Source organism: Sutcliffiella horikoshii, assembly GCF_002157855.1.
Taxonomy (GTDB): Bacteria; Bacillota; Bacilli; order Bacillales; family Bacillaceae_I; genus Sutcliffiella_A; species Sutcliffiella_A horikoshii_C.
In genome coordinates this window covers 1,271,463-1,290,640 of sequence record NZ_CP020880.1, presented here as the reverse complement: position 1 = coordinate 1,290,640, position 19,178 = coordinate 1,271,463, and the positions used below count along the sequence as shown (strand labels likewise).

Genomic DNA, 19,178 nt, shown 5'->3' with positions numbered 1-19,178 from the left:
CCGCTCTTTGAATTAATACATTTTCACTAAATGATTTCCATCAAAGAAATATAAATATTTCTCCTTTAATTCTTTCTTCCAAATCCCTTCAACAGCCCTTGCATATAGAGCCACTTGGTCCTTATAGCGATTACGGAGAACTGGTTCCGCCTCTTCAAATCCGTTCGAGAATCGACCTGTGATGGTATCTGTTTTGTAGTCAATTAAGACAAGCCCTTCCTCGTCTTCTAAAAGGCAATCAATGACACCTTGCACCAAAATGGTCTCTTCTTTTAAATCCATTTGCTCGAAAAATTCATTTTCCTGCAATGCAAAGCTGAACGGAACCTCTCTGTGAACATGTTCTGCCTGTTGCATCCTCTTCCCGACAGGAGTAGTAAAGAATGATACAATTGCGTCAAAGTCGATGACATTTGCCTGTTCAGCAGTAATCAGTTCTTTTTGAACCATCTCCATGACTTGCGATTGTACATAATCTCTATCAATAGTAATGGCGGAAAGATCTAAATTCTGCATCACCGCGTGCATCGCTGTCCCTATTTCTGATGGAGACAGTTTCTTCTTCTGCAAGAAGGCAGGGCGATCAAGGAAATACCTTCTTTCTGTTTGAACAAGCGTGTTATCTGCATATGGATCCTGCTGTTCTCTCATTCTTTTTATCTCTGAAACAGATTGCTTAGAGCGATGAATGCTCGCTTCTTTAAATGGATAGCTCCAAGTAAGCTGTTCTACTACTCTCACTTTATAAGGACTTTCAATATCGACCTGCTCGCCTCGCTTCACTTTTTCAAGGAGAAGGTTTTCTGCTTCTTTTTCAACTTCTATTCCTTGCAGCAGTTGTTCCACATTGGTGACGGATATCTTCCATGAAGTCGGATGATTGGCGATGTCCTCTTGGTTAGTCCCAGCCAGACTATCTCCTCTCAACACTTCAGCATCCTTATGCCGCACAAGGGCTGGACCAACCCAGTCCATATACGATTTCGCGCCTGCTCTCACATAGTCCGGTAACAACCAGTTTTCATGTGAGACGTGTTCACTCCACAGCAATTGAGAGTTCTCAATGTCTTTTAGTGTTCCGACCAGATATAATTTCTCTTTTGCTCTCGTGAGGGCTACGTACAACACACGCATTTCCTCTGCTACCAGCTGTGCCTTGGCTTTACGTTTCAATGCCAGCTGTAAGATCGTAGGATAGGTGATTCGCAGTTTTGCATTTACATATTTAGACCCAAATCCAAGCTCTTTATCCAGCAGATAACTATTGTTAAGGTCCATCATATTAAACTGTCTGGAAAGTCCTGCAACAAAGACGATTGGAAACTCAAGGCCTTTACTGGAGTGAATGGTCATCAGTCTGACAACATCCTCTTGTTCCCCAAGCGCTCTTGCAGCACCAAGGTCTTCTCCCCGCTCTTGCATCCTTTCAATGAAACGCAAGAAACGGAACAAGCCGCGGAATGAGGTAGATTCATATTGTCTTGCTCGGTCATACAATGCCCGCAAATTTGCCTGGCGTTGCTTACCGCCCGGCATTCCCCCGACAAAATCAAAGAAATGGGTGTCCTGATAGATCTGCCAGATTAACTCAGATAATGCCCCTTCACGTGCAGCTGTACGCCATGATTGAAGCATCTGATAGAATAACCGAACTCTTTTCGCTAATTCTTGTTCTTCCAAAGAATCTGGTGCCTTTTCCATAAATGCCATCAAGGCTTCATAATAAGAGCCCCTTCTTTGCTGAATGCGGATCGTCGCCAAATCATTGGAATCAAGTCCGACAATCGGTGACCTTAACACAGAAGCGAGTGGAACATCTTGATATGGATTATCGATGATTTTCAATAACGATAGAAGAATTGCGACTTCTGTTGCCTCGAAATATCCCGTGCTTAAATTTGCATATAACGGAAGGCCTTCTTGCTTGAATTCCTCCATGAATTGAGGAGCCCATGGCATCGAACGCATCAGGATAACAAAATCCCTATAAGTGACAGGGCGCATCACTTTTCTGTCCTTATCATATATTTCATAGCCAGACTGAATAAGCTGCTTTATTTTCTGAGCGATCATCTTCGCTTCGACTTGAGCCGTTTCTAGTTCCACTTTATCAAAGCCGGTTGTATTATCTTCAGACTCCGAAAGTTCTTCGTCATCCCCTGCGACTGAAGTGCTTCGATTTATCAACAACAGCTCCGATTCACGATCTGCTGCTTCCGGATAATAGGCTGCTCCGAACTTTAACTCCGCGTCGTCATCATAATCGATTTCCCCAACTGTTTCTCCCATGATCTGTTTAAAGATAAAGTTGGTGGCATCAAGGACTTCCGGACGCGAGCGGAAGTTTTTATTCAAATCAATACGAAGGCCAGACTCTTTGGCATCCGTATCAAACCGCTTGTATTTGCTTAAGAACAGAAAAGGTTCCGCTAATCGGAATCTGTAGATGGATTGCTTGACGTCTCCTACCATAAACATATTTCCAGATTCTTCGCTTTCCTTCGTAACTAGCTTAAGGATCGCTTCTTGAACCATATTCGTATCCTGATACTCATCCACCATGACTTCTTTAAAAGTGGATTGATAACGAAGGGCCGCTTCGGATCGCTTTACTTTTCCTTCATTAAAGGTGGTGAGCACATTTAAACAAAGATGCTCTAAGTCGGAAAAGTCCACAAGCCCTTTGTCTTGTTTCATCAAGCTGAATTCCTTGCCATATTCTTTAACTAAGTTGACAAGTGTGCCCATTACAGGCGCTAATTCTTCGAGATCTTTTAAGAAGGACTCCGGACGTCTGGAAAACAATTCATCTTTGATTCCTTGTACCACTGCTTTTGCGTCATTACGGACCTTGGTCCATCTTTCTATCAGTTCTTTATCGTATTCATCTCCGCGGCATGTTTTGGCTCTGGAGAAATCGAGTTCCTGCATTACTTCATACAAGTCTCCCCAAGATGTATCTAAGGAAGCTTGCAATCTGTGAAGTTGTGCCAAATCTTGCTCGATATTTTCAGCCCGAGGAGCTGGCCCCCCTGGCTCCAGCGTAAGCTTCATTGCCTTTTCCAACAAGCTTTCCGCCCCTAGGAATTGCAGTTTCATTTCTCGCTTCAATGTCGAAATGAAAGGCAATTGATCTATAGAAAATTTGCTAGTGGACTGATAAAACGTTACAATCTCATCCAGCCACCTGTCAGGATTTGGATTGGCCCTTGAAAACTCATGAAGATCAAGTACAAGGTTTTGCAAAGCGCCATCAGAACGGTCATTTGTATACCGATCCACTAATTCGAAAAATAAATCATTGTCCTCTTTCCCGTACTCTTCTTCAAATACGCCCTCAAGAACTTCCTCCTGCATTAACTGGATTTCCGTTGTATCAGCAATACGAAAACTTGGGTCAATATCAATTAAATAATAGTATTTTCGTACCACTTCAAGGCAAAAAGAGTGAATCGTAGAGATGGATGCTCTGTTCAACAAGCTTAGCTGTCGGCGCAAATGGAGCGATGCCGGCTTTTTCTCTAACTGTTTTTCCAATGCTTCACCGATTCTGTGGCGCATTTCTGCAGCAGATGCATTAGTAAAAGTTACGACAAGAAGCCTGTCCACATCTACATGCTCCTCGACTATCTTATGAATCATCCGCTCAACTAGAACGGCGGTTTTACCTGAACCAGCTGCTGCTGCAACAAGTATATCTTTCCCAGAGGCGACAATCGCTTTCCACTGATCATCTGTCCACTGGGCATCAGTTGGTTTTGGAAGAAGCTCCATGCTCATGATTCCCCTCCCCCTTCTATCTTCGTTTTCATCGAGGAAATGACCTCATTTTTAGGTATGGTTGGCAGCACTCTATATTCATTTTCATCAAGAGATGTATCGAACTGACAAAACGATTTATACGAACAAAATGTACATGGCGTTTGATTTTTCAACTTGTACGGGGCAATGCTTGTTTCCCCTTCGGATATCTTCATGCCAATCTCTTCAAATGTTTTTCTTACATACGTTCTAAGCTGAGTGAATTCTTCTTCACTTGCAATCGAAGAGTTTGCTTGAAATCCGCCATTCTTCTTCAGTGCAGCAGATACTATTTTGGAATGTCCACTCTCTAGCGTTTGATCCATCAGTTTCACAGATTCTTCATCACCTAATAGCAGGCCCTTCATTTTGAAGCTCTTAAATATTTCCTCTTCAATGATGTCTTCAGGTTTCATTCCGTTTGTTTTAATCATGGGATTATGAACATGGAAATACAAGACACCGGCAGGAGTAGCTTCACTTCCCAGCCACCCTTTGGAGTGGGAGATGACGATATCCAAATAGGTCAGCATCTGTAATGCCAAGCCATAATAAACTTCTGTCAGATCAAGCGCTTTGTTGCTTGATTTATAATCAATGATACGTAGTAATAACCCACTGCTTCCTTCTGCTTTATCCACCCTGTCTATCCTGCCTATAAGTTCCATTGTCACCCCATTTGGCAAGTTGATTTGAATGGGTGGTAACTCTTCTTGTTTTCCAAAGCCAAGTTCCAAACCAACTGGAGTGAATTTGCTCGCTTTAGAATGATCGCTTAAGATTTGCGAAGCTCTTGTGATAATCGTTTCCAACTTCCGTTTAATATAATGGAAGCGATTAGAGCTTAACAGGATTTCCCCTTGCAGCTTCGGTGCGAGAATATGCACCGCTTCTTTTGCTAGCACTTCACACTCTTGTTTCGTGAGGTTCTTCCAATCGTTGCCGCTTTGTCTTAACTTATCTGAGATATGCTTAAGTGCCGCGTGGAAGAGCTGACCGATATCCGGTGCTTCCAATCGGTATATTTTTCTTTCCTTCAGCTTTAATCCATGTGAGGCAAAATGGGAAAAAGCACATGCACTGAATTTCTCCATTCTCGACACACTTGCTTCCATGAAATTACCGTATAATTCACGACTGACCTTTTGTTTCAATTTTTTTGCTTCATTTTTATAAAATAAACTTCGTAAGACCTGTTCGGTTTTATCCTGCCACTCTTCACTTTCTAACAGTGTATTGTAAACATCCCACCAGATCGGCTCGACCGGATATTTCTTCATCCAAGCTTGAAGCTGCACTGCCAAGTTGGATAATGTGGTCGATGGGGTGTGAATATACCTTAGCTGTTCTTCGCTAGTCAGCTCTGCAGGTTCATTGAGCAACAACTTCTCCTCAAGCGACGGAAACATTTCCTTTATTCGCTTGATATAGGAGGAAGGCAACAGAGTTTTCCCCTCTTCATCTGCCAGTGCATAGCTTATATACAAGTGATGGGAAGGGCTTAGAAAAGACGTATAAACAAGAAAATGTTCATCAAGCAGCCGTTCTAAACTTGTCGGTGCAAGCTCCATTCCGTAGTTTGACAGAAGCTCTCTTTCTTCTTCAGATATAAACCCCTCGTCCTTGATCTTGGCAGGTATCACCCCGTCATTTACACCAATCACAAAACTGTGCTTAATATCTGTCAAGCGCGAAAGATCAAAGTTCGCAACAATAACCTGGTCAATGGCAGGTGGCACTAAGCTGAATCTAAGGCTTTCCAATCCACTTTCCACCATTTTCATAAACATGGATAACGAAATTGGATGCTCCCCTATCAGTTCGACCATCTGATCGAGCATTTGAATAATCGCCTTCCACACTTGCTCGTTTTCTTTTGCAGAGGACAGATTCCCCTCTTCCTCCGCCTTTTTCATTCTTGCTTCCAGTTTTTGCGGAATCTTCAAATCTTCCATATACTCATAAAGCGCTTTGCAATAGCCATCGATTGACTTTGCCTTTTTCCAGCGTTTTTCAAGCGTATGAAGCGGCTCTACAATCATCGTTCTTAACTCATTGATTTCCTTTTCATAGGCAATCTCTTCATCTGTTTGTAAGTATGGACCTTCTGTATCCACACTAAAAAAGCGACGATACTTCCACGGCTCAGTCGAAGTCCATCTTTGACCTTGTATACCATAGGACAGGCAATAGTTTTCCAGCTTGTCCGTTTTTTCGCGCATCTCATTTATATCTTGATCCAGCGAGTAAAAGAAATCTGTCTTTACACAACGAAATACAGATTCATAGCGCCAGTTCCTTGAAATTACTTCCAGGCTTGAACGGAGCAACTCGACCAAAGGATGATGTAGCATTGTCCGCTTTTGATCGACGAAAAATGGGATATCGTAATCTTTGAAAACGGTATTAACCAAATCAATATAAGATTCTGCATTTCTGACGATGACAGCTATATCTTTATAGCGATTATCCTTATCCCTGACAAGCGAGACGATTTCCCTCGCAATTCCTTCCATTTCCGCTCTGCGATTGACTGCTTGCAAAATAGACACATCAGACTTTTCCGGAAAGACAACTGTTGGACGAACATCAAAATATTGTTCCATATGACGCAAGGAGTGAGCATGTTGAAAACGAGGCGTATCTTTTAAAAGCACCGGCTCTTCTAGTTCGCATCCTTCTTCGAGTGCGATATCCTTAAGTCTTTGATAAGTCGTTCCGGTTTCCCTGAACAGATGAAGATCATATGGCGCTTCTTCGTCATATGGCTTATCCGCAGTCAAGGCAACCGTTACCGAGTTTGCATGTTTCATTAATTCCTTCAAAACTTCTAATTCCTGAGGGGTGAAGCTATGAAAACCATCAATGAAAATATCTGCTTTTTGGATATAGCTTGAATTTGGTATTTTTTCCGCCAATAGCTGTAGGTAATCTTCCCCGTCCAAATATTTCCCTTCCAGCGTTGCTTCTAACTGGCGATAGACAACAAGTATGTCAGTTAGCTTTTTTGCCAGCATTTTTTCGTGCTCAGAAATGGAGGCATCCTCTCCAATCCGTACAATTTCATCTTGTAAAAGTTCTGGTGTGACGCAATAACGTTTAAACTCTGTTATCATGCTTTCCATTTGTTCAATAAATCCGAACTGCTCGGCAGACTTCCCAAACACATGGAACTTACTTTTATGTTCTTCAATTACCTTCCGAAGCAGCATATGAATTCCTGTCTGATCGATATGAAAACGGCTGATACCGCCGACTTCCTGCAAAATTCTCCATGCCAGACGAGTAAAACTGAATACTTGTGCCCGTATCATGCCCTTCACATCAGGCGACTGAACGATTCGGTATTCTGATTGAAAAGTCATCTGTTCCGGCACAAGGTAGACAACCGGCGTACCTTGCGGGTCTTCTCTAAGCATGTGAAGAATTTGCTCATTGCACCAGGTTGTTTTCCCGCTGCCTGTTCTTCCTATTAAAAATCGTATAGACACTAGATATCCCCCATTTTCTCCATTCAAAAAATAATACGCACTTATGTTCTTCTTATTCTATTGTACTGAAAAACTTCTATTATTGCCAACGGGTTACTCTCGAAGATGGAACCGGTTAAACACTTAGTGCATAAGGTAAAATGGGCAGGTGAACCGGTATGGAACGAAGAAAAAACCATTATTTTTCAGCAACATTATTAATCGTTATGGGTTTTTTAGTGGTCTGCAGCCTCTACACACTAATCCCGCTATATGATCCCATTAGTTTGGAGTGGAATATTTCCAAACAAAAAATAATATTAGCCAGCAGTTTCTTTAGCATCTTCTATGCAATAGGACTTCTTATGTTCGGACCGTTGTCCGATCGTTTCGGCCGGAAGAAGATCATCAGCTACGGGTTTCTGTTTTCAGCATTAGCTACCATACTCATTGCGCACTCTGCGAATATTTCTCACTTGTACGTTGGCCGCTCTATTCAAGGGTTCACCCTCGGTTGCTTTGCGCCAGTTGCTTTTGCCTATTGCTTTGACCACTTTTCTCAATCTCTTCGAAACTTTACTATTTCTCTTATCAATGCAGGCTTTTTATTGTCCGGTATTTTCGGGCCAATGATTAGCGAAACTATAGTCACTTCTTTTCAATGGGAAGGTGTATTTTTATTCTTTTCCATTGTTTACTTCCTATTGTTTTTATTGGCACTTTTCATTTTAAGTCCAGCTCATTCATTGATCAGCACAAAGGACAAACCTTGGAAACATTTTTTCACGCTCTTGTCTGATCGTGATTTAAGGATTCTTTACCTTGTTGTTTTTTCCTTGTTGCTCTCTTTTGTGACTTTTTACGATAGCCTGTTCCAATTCTTATCCGAAGCGTTTCCTGATCAATCTTTTTTATTGGTCCGTTCTGTAGGGCTAGTTGGTACCGTTTCTTGTCTCTTTTCTGACATAATGATGCGGACCGTAGGATCCAAGCGTTTGCTGCTCATTTGTTCGTTGAGCATTTCCTTTTCGTTCTTTTTTATGATGTTTTTTTATGAAAACCTATTTGTAATAGGTGCTTTATCTGTGATTTATGTATCTGCCATTTCCTTTTTTCTACCGGCAATCATCACCTATATTGGGATATTAGGCAGCAAGCACCGCGGAAGCGCCATCTCTTTGTATTCTTTTACTTTACTGATTGGCACCGCGGTCAGTCCTATTATAAGCCATAACTTCTCGTTTCTGAGTGTATTGGCTTTTTTAGGCATATGGTTTTTATTGAATGTTGTTTTCATATTGGGGATTAGAAGGGATACGTAAGAAATTCTTAAAAATTTTGTTGGTTGGTTTATCGACGCTGTTCCTTTTCGCAAATGGCTTCGCTTTCCGCGGGACGGTGCTTGAGCCTCCTCGCAACGCGGGGTCTCAAGCTACCGTTACTCTCCCGCTGGAGTCTACTCCATTTGCTCCAATCCACAGCTAAAACTTTCGAAACGAAATGTTAGTGCTTTTACAGTTAACTCAGTTAGATGTTTTTTTCAAAAACCCATTAGTTAATGAAGTACCCTTGTTGATTGGAGTGGAAGGCGCGCAGACGCCCGCGGGAGGAAGGGACAGGTGAGACCCCGGAAGGCGAAGCCTGAGGAGGCTCACGGACCGCCCGCAGGCAAGCGAAGCGCCTGGAACGGAAATCAACCGGATTATATACATTCTTGCTAAAAAGCAGACCCTTCATAAGGCGGCTACACCTTAATGAAGACTTCTCCTGCTCCTTTCCCGCTCCACAGATGTCCTCATACACTCTATGAAGACTACTCCTAATCCTTTCCCGCTTCTCTGAGGTCTTCATCCACTTCTTAAACCATACTCTCCCCCTGTTTCCTCTTTTAAAACGTGGTTGAAATATAAGAAACCTCCAACTTCCCTATTTAAAGGAGGTTAGAGGTTTCATCATCAGGTTATGTGCTTGGAACGGCTGTTGCTTCTTCCATCTGCTTCAACGTCTTCATTCGTTTTTTCAAATATAGCCCTTGTCCAATTCCAAATAAATTTCCTATCACCCAATATAACGCCAGCGCAGAAGGCAATGTCAATCCGGCGATTAAAATGAACACCGGGATGATGTTCATGACCATCTTCATCTGCGGCTGTACGTCATCTGTAAGCGTGACTCTTGTTTGGATGAATGTAGTAATTGCTGCCACAACCGGGAGGATAAAGAATGGATCCGGTTGGCCAAGACTCACCCAAAAGAAAGAGTGCTCAGCTATTTCCGTCGTTCTGCCGATTGCATAATAGAAAGCCATAATCACTGGCATCTGAATCAACATTGGAAAACACCCAGCAGCTGGATTCACTTTGTGCGTCTGGTATAATGCCATTAATTCTTTTTGCATGTCTTTTTGGTCATCTGGTTTTTTCTTGTCTTTATACTTTTTTTGCAATGCTTCCATTTCCGGTTTTAGCTTTTGCATGGCAAGCATGTTTTTTTGCTGTTTTAATGCAAGTGGCAAAATAAGTGTACGAATAGCGATTGTCACGATGATGATAGATATACCGTAGCTTCCACCAGTCCAATCTGCGACCGTCGTCAAAGCAAGGGACAACGGATAGACAAAATAATGGTTCCATACCCCTGAGCTATCTGCCGTGATGGGCTCACTCATGTTGCAACCAGTTAATAATGCCAATAAAAAAATGACTAAACTTACTGTCCAAAATTTCTTCAAATGAATTCCTCCTACTTTTTACAAGGTTATCGACTCATGTATGCAAAGTAGTGAGAGGAATCTTCTTCATCTAAGGTTGATTCTTTTGTTGGCCGTTTTCTATATATGAATGTAATAAGCCTTCTCCGCTTACCGATAACAGACTGCAATTTATTCGTTTCAAGGTCCAAAGATGTTGTATACCCATTGTGCTGGTAGACCACATATTTGGAATCTAGATAAAAGCAGAACGTCAACAGACAAAGGACGGCGGCTGTTACATATGGTGCGTATAGTAGAATATCAAGATAGAATTCCATAAGATATGCAATCACCTTTTTAACTGATTATAGTAGATACTATTTGTACGAACTAAAGAATAATAATGTTTCATTTAAAGTATATCCCTACAATTAAAAGATACACCTAGTCTGCAATAATTGCTAGGTGTATCTTTTTGTTAATTATTCTCTTAAACGTGTTCTTCTTTAGTTTCGGGGTGGTTGAAAAGGCCTCTGTATGTCTCCTGTAAATCTTTTTTATCCAATTTCCCTACTGCAGTCTTTGGTAATTCAGATACAAAAACTATTTTCTTAGGTATTTTATAAACTCCGATTCTCGCCTTGCAGTAGGTAAGCAGTTCCTTTTCAGAAGTCTCCATCTTTTTAGAAACGACGGCAATGACTGCCTCTCCCCAAACAGGATGCGGTACCCCTATTACACATGCCTCCTTTACGGCATTATGTTGACAAAGAATATGTTCTACTTCCAATGGGTAAATATTCTCTCCGCCTGAAATTATCATATCTTTCGTTCTGCCGACAATATAATAATAACCTTCTTCATCTTTTCGACCCAGATCCCCTGTTCTAAGCCAACCATCGTTTTTGGCTTTCTTGGTTTCCGCTTCTTTTCCCCAATATTCCTTGAAAACATGGGAGCCTCTGATATAGATTTCCCCTACCTCTTCTTCCCCCGCTTCTTTGTTGTCATTAATCATTAATTTCACTTCATTGAATAACATTGCTTTTCCGACTGATCCCTTTTTTTCATATGCTTCCTGAGGATCAATGTAAAAGTTGTTTGGTCCTGCTTCTGTTAACCCGTATCCTTCCTTAAACAGTTTCCCTTTCTTGTAGAAGGCTTCGTAAATTTCCAGTGGACAAGGGGCACCGCCTGAAAGGAATGTTTTCATGGTGGGAAAATCTGTACCATGGAAACGTGGATGCTCTATCAGCATGCTATACATGGTAGGTACCATTAAAGCAATGGTGCATTTATACAAATTTAATAAATGGATGGCTTTTCCCGCTTCAAAATTTCTCATTAAAACAACTGTTCCGCCAGCCATGAGTAATGGAGTCGACAAGGCATTAAGGCCACCAGTATGAAACATTGGCAGACAAGTGAGGGTAATATCCTCTCCATGTAGCCCCCAGCTTACGATAGTATTGATTGCATTAGATGCGATGTTTTCGTAAGTAAGGATAACGCCTTTGGGGTGTCCTGTTGTACCACCTGTATAGATGATGGCCGCCGCGTCTTTGAATTGTGTGACATGTGAACGATCTGATCTCCTTTGTTTCTCCTTCAGTTCTTTAAGGGAAAAAACCTGACATTCCAGTTGTTCAGATTCCTCCAAAAATTCATCATGCACAATCACGCATTTAGCCTTGCAATCTCTTACAATATAATTCCATTCTTTTTGAGCCAATCTCCAATTAAGCGGCACAAAAATTGCTCCTATTACACCACATGCAAAAAGCAAATCAAAGTACACTATATGATTGGGTGACAATAAAGCCACTCGATCTCCTGGTCCAATACCTGCAGATAAAAGTCTGCCTGCCAACTCATTAGATCGGTCGTATAATTGTTTATAATTCCATCTTTCTCCCGTGTCGCCGTCTATCACTGCGATTTTATATGGAGAATGTTGTGAACGCTTCTGTAACCAAGAACCATTCATTTCCACTTCCATCTCTCCCCTACACATTACAAGATATACATACTATAGGAGAAGGAAGTTACAGAAGGGTTACAAAAAAAACGGGCACCACATAAAGATGGATGCCCGTTGAAAACTTTAAACTTCTTTCACTTTCTTCTTTTTAATCACAATATAAAATGCTGGTACGAATAGTAATGTAAAGAATGTCGAGAAGAAAATTCCTGAAATAATCGAAATGGCAAGGGGGGTAAATAATACATCCCCGCTGAACGCTATCGGAAGTAAAGCGGCAATAGATGTGAAAGCCGTTAGTACAACCGGTCGCAACCTTGCTTTACCTGAATCTAAAACTGCTTCGCTCAGTGTTGCACCTTCTTGCAAACGGGATTCCATAAATTCAATGAACACAGTAGCATTACGGACCACTATCCCCGCAAGTGAAACGATACCCATCATTGCCATGAAGCCTAGGCCAGTTTGGGTAATGAACAAGCCAATCATTGCACCTGAGATGGCCAAGTACACGGAACTCATGATCAATAATGGCAGCCTTAATGAATTGAACTGGACTACCATTAAGATATAAATAAGGAAAATAACAATCAAGAATAGTTTTCCTACTTCAATAAAGAAATCACTTCTTGCAGATGATTCTCCTCCCACTGAAACGGAAATACTATCTGTTTCATAGGATGCTGCGATATCTTTCACTTCTGCTTCCAATTTTTGCTTATCATCTTCCCCAGGATACACACGAACCGTAATAGTCCTGTCTCCATCCTTATGAGGAATCAATGGCAATACTTCTGTTTCTTCAACAGAAACCAATTCTGATAGGGAGACAAGTACCGGTGCTCCAAATTCGGTCGTTTCTGTTTTACTTGGGAGCTCTAATGCTTCAAGGTCTATTGTTTCACCATCTTCTACAAGGTCTTGGACGATGGTCAGAGTCTCTCTCTCCAGTCCTGCTTCATAAGTTCCGACTGGGATTCCTTCTGTAACAAGCCTGATTTGATTACTTATTTCCTGGGAGGTGATGCCATGTTCCTCCATAGCATCCCTATTGGGAACATAATTGATGGTAGGCTGTGGAGAACCTACATCATCGATGACTGCTCCGCTTCCTTCCAAGCCTTCAATCTCTTCTTTCATTCCATTGACAGATTGCATTAGTTCTTCAATGTCTTCCCCTACAACTGTCAGAGCGATAGGTGCTCCAACAGGTGGTCCAGCTTCAATAGTGGAAAGCATCACCACTGCATCTGGATTCTCATCGCGCAGCTTTGGTTGCCATTCGGCAATCGTATCTGCAGCAGATTGTTGTTCACGGTCGACCCTTAAGACAATCTGCCCCGTGTTTTCTCCTGAATTGGATAAGGTGCTGCCAAATATTCCAGGCTCTCCGCTTCCTGCAAAGATGGTCGTTTCGTAAACCGCTTCATCTGTTTTAATAATCTCTTCCATCTCTTGAAGCCTTGATTCTGTTTCCTCTAGTGGTGTCCCTGCAGGGTAGGTAACGGACACAGTAACTTCCTCACGATCTGCGCTTGGGAAGAATACGACTGGAATAAATGGAACCAGAGCGTAACTCGCAGTACAGAATATAAGAACCGCAAGCCCTGTAAGCAGAGGTTTTTTTACAACCTTTGTTAAAATCTTCGAACTATACCAGTTACTTACTTTGTCAAATTGAGACCCCAGCAGTCCATCTTTTGCTTTACTGCGTTTCTTTTTCTTCTGGCGCCATGCCATGAAAATCGGCACTATGGTCAAAGCGACAATGGTGGAACCGATGATGGTGGCAATCAGAACGGTCGGCAGTGCGGAAATAAAAGCACCGTTAGGACCACCAAGGAATGTCAGTGGCAAGAAAGTAAAGACAATGGCCAAGGTTGAGGTAATGATCGATACCCTAACTTCTTTCGTTCCTGTTATCGCACCTGCTAACGGGCCATCCCCAAGTTGGTAACGCCTCTGGATGTTATCATTGACTACAATGGCATCATCCACCAGAATTCCTAATGCAATGATGATTCCTATAATGGAAATTTGATTTAAATCCACATTTGCATACGGCAAGGGGATTAATCCTAGTGCAATAGAGATAGGAATGGAGATTGCCACCAAGATTGCAGACACGGTATTTAATCCAAAGAACGTAATTAATACCACTGCTAAAATAGAAATCAGAAAGGAAATTCCTAAGTCTTTAAAAATTTTAAACACAATATCATTTTGAGTATAGTAAAGGTCCATTTCCACTTCTTCAGGCAGGTCTTTAGCAAGACGTTCCATTTCTTTATCCACTGTGGCATGCAGCGTCGGAATGTCTACTCCCTTTTCTTGCATAATGGTCAAAGAAATGGCAGGAGAACCATTATACGTAATTAAATCTTCTTGTTCTGTCGGTATTTGCGTTAAACTTGCAACATCGCCGACAAAAAGCGAATTTCCTTCTTCATCCTTTTTCAGAAAAACATTTTCTACTTCTTCAATATTTTCGATATGTTCAAATGTCAGTTGGGAAATTTGATTTCCTTCCTGCTGACTGCCAAGCGGGGTGATTTGCAACTCGTTCTGGATGGCTGAAATAACATCCGGCAACAGAACTCTTTCCTCTTGCATGCTTTCTGAATCAAGATTAAGTGTGTAGCTCGACTCTTCCAGCCCTTTAACTGTTACTTTTCGAACACCATCAATATCCTCCAATTGAGGAATCCATCCTTCAATAATGTCCTTTTGATCTAATAACAGTCCACGGTCTTCATGTAAAATGTTATATGAAGCGATTGCTCCCATTTGAATGTCCGTGTTAATTGTCGGTTCAAAAGCATCTTCAGGAAACTCACGGCTTACATCAGAAACCTTTTGTTGAACTTGGGAGAATACTTTATCCCTGTCCGCATCGTCGGTCAATTCCATCACGATATTAGATGCACCCAATCCGGAAACAGAAGTGACACTATCCATCCCGTCAATATCCAATAATTCTTTTTCAAGCGGGGTGGTAATATCACGTTCGACTACGTTTGGCGCAGCACCTGGATACACAGTGGTGATGGTTCCTACGTTGAGTGAGATTTCTGGAATCTCACGCTTTGGTATTTGAAAATAGGTCAAGGAACCGATGACCACCAATAATAGTAAAAATATCAATGTTACTTTTGGCTTTTTAATAAGTGCATTAAACACCTGGATGTCCTCCCATACTCAATTATTCAAATTTGACTATTTATCCTGAGTTCATCATACGGTGTCGGTGTGAGTCTTGGCAAGAACGAATATGCTTTAGAGTGAATTGTTACTTTTTTCGTCAAAACTTCAAATTTGTATACGAAAAAACTAGGTGCCTTTTTAGCACCTAGTTTATTAGTGTATATTTACTTTTACATCATAATCCCGCCATCTACATGGAGAACTGTACCATTCACATAATCTGATTCATCTGAAGCAAGATACAGGTACGCATTCGCTATATCACTTGGCTTGCCGAGTCGCTGGAGGGGGATGACTTGCAACAAGCTTTGGATCACTTTCTCTGGGACGGTTGCCACCATATTAGTGTCCACAAATCCAGGTGCCACAGCATTCACATTAATGTTTTTCCTGCCGAATTCCTTTGCCCATGATTTTGTCATCCCCACCACTGCCGCTTTAGAAGCAGCATAATTGGTCTGTCCGACATTCCCATAAACCCCGCTTACAGATGATGTATTGATGATTTTTCCTTTGCCGTTTTCCAGCATATAAGGCACTACTGCTTGCGTACAGTTAAAGACACCATTTACATTAACATCCATTACTTTTTGGAAGTCTTCTCCACTCATCTTCAGAAGCATATTATCTTTTGTAATACCTGCATTGTTAATGAGAATATCAATCTTTCCGAATCTCTCTTTAACCATGGATACCATCTCTACTACCATGGCCTGATTTGAAACGTCCACTTGGTAAAATGCCGCTTCCCCTTCTGCTTGGAGCTCTCCAGTTCTTTGTTCTCCTAATGTTGCATCATAATCTACCAATGCAACCTTTGCACCCTCTTTTAAAAATACACGTGCAGCCTCTAAACCCAACCCATTGGCTGCACCGGTTATGATGGCAACTTTTCCTTCTAATCTCATTTGTATTGTTCCTCCTGTTTGGCTACAAAAGTTGTAATCGCTTGCAATAATTGTGGTAAATCATCCACTTGTGCAGAGTGGCCGCACCCTTTAAGTGAAAGAAACGTCGCGACCTCTCCTAGATCCTCCACCACTTCTTTTGACATTTGTTCGGAAATGACAAGATCCTTTTGACCAGCCAATACGAGAACCGGAATGTTGATATTCTCCACTTCCCCTGTCCCTTCTTTCAGCCCATTATGGTGATTACTTATATTGAACATGTTAAGGGCATGGAGAATTTCTGGATAATTACGCTGTGTCAGCATATCTTCAAGGTACTCTTCATACCGACTTGCTTCCGGTTGATTGTCATGGTAGATGGCATAATTCCATATCATTCTCAATACCTCTTTATTTCGGCTTGCATATGCATGGGATATGGTAATGGTCCTGGTCTTGTCCTGCAATACCTGTTCATAACTTGATAGTCTTTTGGAAAGATCAGGTTGCCCGTTTTCATCGGTTTCAAACAACGGATATCCTCTTGTAGATGCTGAAGCCAGTAAGATGAGCTTTTTAGCAAAGTTAGGATACTCAGCTACAAATTGCATAGCTACCGCTCCGCCTGTTGACCACCCAATTATCGTAAAGTCGGATAGCTTCAATTCATCCACAAATAGCTTTATGTCATCTGCCAGGTCTTTGATGGAGTAAATTTTTTCGTGATAGGATGATTCACCAAACCCCCGCATATCCACAGCTACAAGATGTAAAGAAGGATCTATGTTCTCCATAAGCAAATCCCAATGCTTAGAGGAAGTCATATTACCATGAATGAGCAAAATGGTGGCACCAGAGCCAACTCGTTCTCTATAACCAAATGTCTCCCCATTTGGCAGTTTCACTTGTTTTTGAACAATCATTTTTCAACCTCCTTTTGTGGTTTCCCCCATTGAATAGTGGTTGCACCCCAAGCATAGCCAATCCCTGCACTCACCAGCACCACATTGTCTCCATATTTGATTCGGCCTTGTTGTAAAGCAAGCTCCAATGAAAGAATTTGATCGATTTGACCAATGTGGCCGTAATCTTCGAGATAGATAGATTGTTGCTCAGACAACCTTAGTTCCTTTAGTACATAATGGTGGGCTGATTTTTTCATGTGAAGAATTCCGAGGTAATCTAGCTCCTTTTCTGTAAGACCGCTTTTCGATAACGACAATCGAATCACTTTCAAGAAATTCTTCATGGATTTCTCTTCTAATCTGGCTTTCATTCCTACCGGATCAAGTACATCGAGCTTATTTAAACCTTTTTCCATTGCTTCTTTAGATATGGGATGTTTTGTTCCTCCCGCAACGACTACCACGTCCTCTGAAAAAGATCCATCCGTTATGAGATGGGTAGCCAATAAAGAGTTTTCACCATGATCTTTTCTTAATAAAATGGCTCCTCCACCTGCTGCAAGGTTATACATGAATCTGGTGCGTGGGTTGGTGTAATCAATGAAATCTTCGTTACGATATCCACCTGCAAGTAAAACTGTCTGAATAGAGTCATCCGCTATCATCATGTCTTTAGCAACTTTCAATCCCATGATGGTGGTTCCACATCTCAATCCCATATCAAAGCCGAACGCATTTACCGCCCCAAGCTGTTGCTGCATGTATAAGGCTGCTGTCCATAGCGGATATTCTTTATGTTCTTCCCCAATGTAGATGATTAGGTCTATTTCTTCTGGAGCAATATCCCCCTTTTCCAAGGCAATACGTGCAGCTTTTATACCCATTTCACACGTATGATCCTCAATTGCAGCTACAGGCTTAGATTTTATCCCCAGTTTATCTTCCACCACCTCTATAGGTATTCCAGATTTTTCGGCAATTTCCTTGCTAGTCATGAAATTTTCTGGAATAAATGTTCCGACACTTACAATCCCAATCTGTGCCATACATTCACCCACTTAGTTTTTCTTTCATATATTCACTGACTTCTTCAAAGGAAGTAACCGTTATTTCTTCTTCCCCTTGCACATGGCTGACTGTTATTCTCCAAGTTGGCGACGGCTGTCCTGCATCCAAAAATCCGGCACATCTGACTACAAAAGATGCAACTTGTGGCTGACTGCTCATCCAATCACTCCCATTAACTTGATATATTCTTTTCTTTCCTCACTCTAATTTGTGTTCCTTTTCTTCTCGACCACCATAATCTGATGGTTCCAACAATACCTTGCGGGAAAAACATCACCACGACAATATAAAGAATTCCAAAGAAAATAATCCAGCGCTCAAAAATCCAGTGTACTTTTGCAAGGTCTGATAACCAATGGTGCGCAAACTCTATCAATCCTGCTCCAATGATTGCCCCTATTAAAGTCCCAACACCACCTATGATGGTCATTAATAAGGCATCCAAAGTGACATCTACCGCAAAGACAGACGTATTAACGAACCTTAGAGTCAATACATAGAGACTACCGGCAAAGCTAGCAAAAACACCTGCTACCACACTCGCTATGACTTTATAATGCAGCACATTGTAGCCAAGCGATTCTGTACGATCTTCATTCTCTCTAATTGCCTGGAGAACCCTTCCGAGAGGAGAATGTGTAAACCTCTTTAGTAAAAGAAAAATTATGACCATTAAGATTAAAGACAACAAGTATAAATTTAATCTGTCACGCAAAGGATCAGGGATACTGAATGTAAATCCATCATTTCCATATGTGAGTGTTCGCCACTTTTCCGCCAATACTAGAAACAGTCCAGAGAAGGCAAGGGTTAACATAGCATAGAAGTGGCTTTTTAACCTAAGGGAAAGCATCCCAACAACATAGCTTACAATACCCGCTATAACAGCCCCTACGAGCACTGCCATTAGTAGCATAGGAATGGTACTGTCATATTGCTTCAAAATAATCCCGGTAGAATAGGCTCCAATCCCAAAAAACATGGCATGGCCAAACGAAACGATTCCCGTATAACCGAGCAAGATATCATAACTCATGGCGAATATGGCAAAAAGAAAGATTTGAGTAAACATGATTAATAGAGTACGAGAATCTGTGACAAACGGAAGAGCAAGAAGCATTAAAAAAATGATGATATATACGGTATTTGGTACTGTCATAAATCTGT

The 19,178-nt window shown here is 41.5% G+C and carries 12 protein-coding genes; 1 reads left to right on the top strand and 11 read right to left on the bottom strand.

Annotated elements, in window-relative coordinates:
* Positions 1-12 precede the first annotated feature (12 nt).
* On the bottom strand, positions 13-3,780 hold the full coding sequence (gene addA / locus B4U37_RS06715; protein ID WP_088017604.1) for a helicase-exonuclease AddAB subunit AddA: 3,768 nt from the start codon (positions 3,778-3,780) through the stop codon (positions 13-15).
* Positions 3,777-7,292, bottom strand: coding sequence for a helicase-exonuclease AddAB subunit AddB (addB, locus tag B4U37_RS06710; protein WP_088017603.1), 3,516 nt, complete (start codon positions 7,290-7,292; stop codon positions 3,777-3,779). The genes addA and addB overlap by 4 nt, the downstream gene beginning before the upstream one ends.
* A gap of 158 nt (positions 7,293-7,450) precedes the next feature.
* Here addB and B4U37_RS06705 point away from each other — a divergent pair, with 158 nt between their 5' ends.
* Positions 7,451-8,593 (top strand): MFS transporter, encoded by a 1,143-nt coding sequence (locus tag B4U37_RS06705; protein WP_088017602.1) that lies wholly within the window; start codon positions 7,451-7,453, stop codon positions 8,591-8,593.
* A 638-nt stretch (positions 8,594-9,231) separates the two neighbouring features.
* Here the strand turns inward: B4U37_RS06705 and yidC are convergent.
* The 9 genes from yidC to B4U37_RS06665 form a co-directional block, all read right to left on the bottom strand.
* On the bottom strand, positions 9,232-10,002 hold the full coding sequence (gene yidC, locus B4U37_RS06700; RefSeq protein WP_088017601.1) for a membrane protein insertase YidC: 771 nt from the start codon (positions 10,000-10,002) through the stop codon (positions 9,232-9,234).
* A gap of 26 nt (positions 10,003-10,028) precedes the next feature.
* Complete coding sequence (locus B4U37_RS06695) at positions 10,029-10,301, bottom strand: hypothetical protein (RefSeq protein WP_088017600.1); 273 nt, start codon at positions 10,299-10,301, stop codon at positions 10,029-10,031.
* Between the two features lie 152 nt (positions 10,302-10,453).
* A complete protein-coding gene (locus B4U37_RS06690) occupies positions 10,454-11,950 on the bottom strand; it encodes a class I adenylate-forming enzyme family protein (protein WP_245840066.1) in 1,497 nt (498 codons plus the stop codon).
* Positions 11,951-12,067: 117 nt separating this feature from the next.
* A complete protein-coding gene (locus B4U37_RS06685; RefSeq protein WP_088017598.1) occupies positions 12,068-15,124 on the bottom strand; it encodes an efflux RND transporter permease subunit in 3,057 nt (1,018 codons plus the stop codon).
* 194 nt (positions 15,125-15,318) lie between these two features.
* Positions 15,319-16,056, bottom strand: a complete 738-nt coding sequence (gene fabG, locus B4U37_RS06680; RefSeq protein WP_088017597.1) for a 3-oxoacyl-ACP reductase FabG — start codon at positions 16,054-16,056, stop codon at positions 15,319-15,321.
* Positions 16,053-16,961 carry an intracellular short-chain-length polyhydroxyalkanoate depolymerase gene (gene phaZ / locus B4U37_RS06675; RefSeq protein ID WP_088017596.1) on the bottom strand — a complete coding sequence of 303 codons (909 nt, stop codon included), beginning with the start codon at positions 16,959-16,961 and terminating at the stop codon, positions 16,053-16,055. Before phaZ ends, fabG begins: the two co-directional genes overlap by 4 nt.
* The gene (locus tag B4U37_RS06670; protein WP_088017595.1) at positions 16,958-17,989 is read right to left on the bottom strand and encodes a 3-oxoacyl-ACP synthase; all 1,032 of its coding nucleotides are present in this window, start codon (positions 17,987-17,989) and stop codon (positions 16,958-16,960) included. The genes phaZ and B4U37_RS06670 overlap by 4 nt, the downstream gene beginning before the upstream one ends.
* A 4-nt stretch (positions 17,990-17,993) precedes the next feature.
* Positions 17,994-18,170, bottom strand: a complete 177-nt coding sequence (locus B4U37_RS21905) for a hypothetical protein (RefSeq protein ID WP_157663731.1) — start codon at positions 18,168-18,170, stop codon at positions 17,994-17,996.
* Positions 18,171-18,183: 13 nt separating this feature from the next.
* A complete protein-coding gene (locus tag B4U37_RS06665; protein ID WP_245840065.1) occupies positions 18,184-19,170 on the bottom strand; it encodes a branched-chain amino acid ABC transporter permease in 987 nt (328 codons plus the stop codon).
* Positions 19,171-19,178 lie beyond the last annotated feature (8 nt).